The sequence below is a fragment of the Streptomyces sp. WAC 04229 genome (genome assembly GCF_003947455.1).
GTDB lineage: Bacteria > Actinomycetota > Actinomycetes > Streptomycetales > Streptomycetaceae > Streptomyces.
In genome coordinates this window covers 1-2822 of the sequence record NZ_QHJH01000358.1, presented here as the reverse complement: position 1 = coordinate 2822, position 2822 = coordinate 1, and the positions used below count along the sequence as shown (strand labels likewise).

The window sequence follows — 2822 nt, the reverse complement described above, 5'->3', positions numbered from 1 at the left end:
CGGGACGACCCTCATACGCCGCCGGGGCCAACGGCTCGGTGAGAACGAGCGCCGGTCGCGCATCGTCGAGCATGTAGTTGATGCGCTCGGCGGGGTACTCCGGGTCGATGGGCAGGTAGGCGGCACCAGGTCACCATCGACGACAACTTCTTCGACCTCGGCGGACACTCCCTCCTCGCCACCCGCCTCGTCAGCCGCACCCGCACCGCACTGCACGTCGAACTCTCCATCCGCCAGCTCTTCGAGACGCCGACCGTGGCGGGTCTGACCGGTGCCCTCGACACGTCGGGCTCCGTCCGTACCCCGCTCACCGCGAAACCGCGCCCCGACCGCATCCCGCTCTCCTACGCCCAGCAGCGCCTCTGGTTCCTGCACCAGCTCGAGGGCCCCTCGGCGACCTACAACACCGTGCTCACGCTGCGGCTCGACGGCACGCTCGACGTGGAGGCCCTGCGCGCGGCGATCGGTGATGTCGTCGCCCGGCACGAGAGTCTGCGGACGGTCTTCACCGAGGACGAGCAGGGCGCGTATCAGATCGTGCTGCCCGTGGAGGCCGCCTCGACGCCCTTCACGGTCGTGGACGTGGCCGAGGCGGAGGTCGGCGTCCGGCTCGACGAGGCCGTCGGCCACCGCTTCGACCTCACGCAGGAGCTCCCCGCGCGCACCTCGCTGTTCCGGGTGTCGGAGCGGGAGCACGTGCTGCTGCTCCTCATCCACCACATCGCCAGCGACGCCTGGTCCCGGGCTCCCCTGGCCCAGGACCTCACCGCCGCCTACGCGGCCCGTGTCCGGAGCGAGGCGCCCGAGTGGGCTCCGCTCTCCGTCCAGTACGCCGACTACGCGCTCTGGCAGCGGGAGATCCTCGGCGACGAGACCGACGCCGACAGCCTCGCGGGACGACAGCTCTCCTACTGGAAACAGCAACTGGCCGGCCTGCCCGAGCAGCTCGACCTCCCCACCGACCGGCCCCGACCGGCCGTCGCGGGGTACTCCGGCGACCGCGTTCCGTTCACCGTGCCCGCGGAGCTGCACACCCGGCTGACGGAACTGGCGCGGGCCACCAACACCAGTGCGTTCATGGTGATCCAGGCGGCGGTCGCCGTCCTGCTCACGCGTCTCGGCGCCGGTGAGGACATCCCGATCGGCACGCCCGTCGCCGGGCGCACGGACGACGCGGCCGACGACCTGATCGGGCTCTTCATCAACACGCTGGTCCTCCGCACGGACACGGCCGGCGATCCGACCTTCCGCCGCCTCCTCGACCGCGTACGCGACACCGACCTCGCCGCCTACGCCCACCAGGACCTCCCCTTCGAGCGACTGGTCGAGGCGGTGAACCCGACGCGTACGTTGTCCCATCACCCGCTGTTCCAGGTCTTGCTGACCTTCAACAACACGGACCACGAGGGCGCGTTGAAGGACATCGCGGGTCTTCCGGGGCTCGCCGTGACGCTCCGGGAGGTCCAGCGGACGTCCTCCAAGTTCGACCTCTCGTTCGGGTTCGCGGAGTCCTTCGACGCGTCCCGCCGACCGCAAGGCATCGCCGCGGCACTGGACTTCAGCACAGAGCTCCTCGACCGAGGCTCCGCCCAGGCGATCGCGGACCGGTTCCTCCGGGTGCTGATGGCCGCCACGACGGCTCCGGACCAGCCGATCGGCGCCATCGACCTGATGGACGCGGCCGAGCGGGAGCGGGTGCTGGTGGAGTGGAACGGGGCACGGACCGAGCTTCCCGGGACGCCGCTGCACGAACTGATCACCGAGCAGGCCGAACGGACGCCGGACGCGGACGCCGTTGCGTGCGACTCCGGGTCCCTGACCTACGCCGAGCTGGACGCGCGCGCCAACCAGTTCGCCCGGCACCTGCTGGAACAGGGCCTGGGCGCGGAGGACTTCGCCGCGATCGCGCTGCCGAAATCGATCGACGCGATCACCAGCATGCTGGCCGTACTGAAGACCGGCGCCGCCTACCTGCCCATCGACCCGGACTACCCCGCCGAGCGCATCAGCTACATGCTCGACGACGCCCGACCGGCGCTCGTTCTCACCGAGCCGGTGGACCTGGCGGTGTTCGAGGGTCGTCCCGACGGGCCTCTCTCGGATGCCGAGCGCCGTAGCCCGTGGTCACCCCGCCACGCGGCCTACATGATCTACACCTCCGGCTCCACCGGCCGCCCCAAGGGCGTCGTCATCGAGCACCACGCCCTCGCCACCTACCTCCACCGAGCCCGCACCACCTACAGCGCCATGAACGGCGTCACCGTCCTGCACTCACCCCTCGCCTTCGACCTCACCATCACCGCCCTGTGGACCCCCCTCACCGCCGGCGGAACCGTCCACCTCACCAGCCTGGAAGAGACGGTGGCACGGCCCAGTCTCATCAAGGCCACACCGAGCCACCTCCCCCTCCTCACCAACCTCCCCGAAACCGCCTCCCCCTCCCACACCCTCATCCTGGGCGGGGAGGCCCTGCACACCGACCACCTCGCCACCTGGCGGGCCGAGCACCCCGACGTCCAGATCATCAACGCCTACGGCCCCACCGAATCCACCGTCAACATCACCGACCACCACCTCGACGGCACCGAAGAAGGCCCCGTCCCCATCGGACGCCCCTTCGCCAACACCCAGGTCTATGTGCTGGATTCGGCCCTGCGCCCTGTGGCCCCTGGTGTCACGGGTGAGCTGTACCTCGCCGGTGAGCAGTTGGCCCGTGGATACCTCGGACGCCACGCCCTCACCGCCGAACGCTTCACCGCCAACCCCCACAGCCCCACCCCCGGCGCACGCATGTACCGCACCGGCGACCTCGCCCACTGGAA

The 2822-nt window shown here is 70.4% G+C and carries 1 protein-coding gene and 1 pseudogene; both read left to right on the top strand.

Annotation, left to right across the window (positions count from 1 at the left end; translation table 11 throughout):
* Window positions 1-135: 135 nt before the first annotated feature.
* A pseudogene (locus DMH12_RS40190) lies at window positions 136-216 on the top strand (phosphopantetheine-binding protein); the annotation flags it as partial.
* Between the two features lie 39 nt (window positions 217-255).
* The coding region (locus DMH12_RS38040; protein ID WP_260474502.1) for an amino acid adenylation domain-containing protein at window positions 256-2822 on the top strand (2567 nt) is incomplete at its 3' end.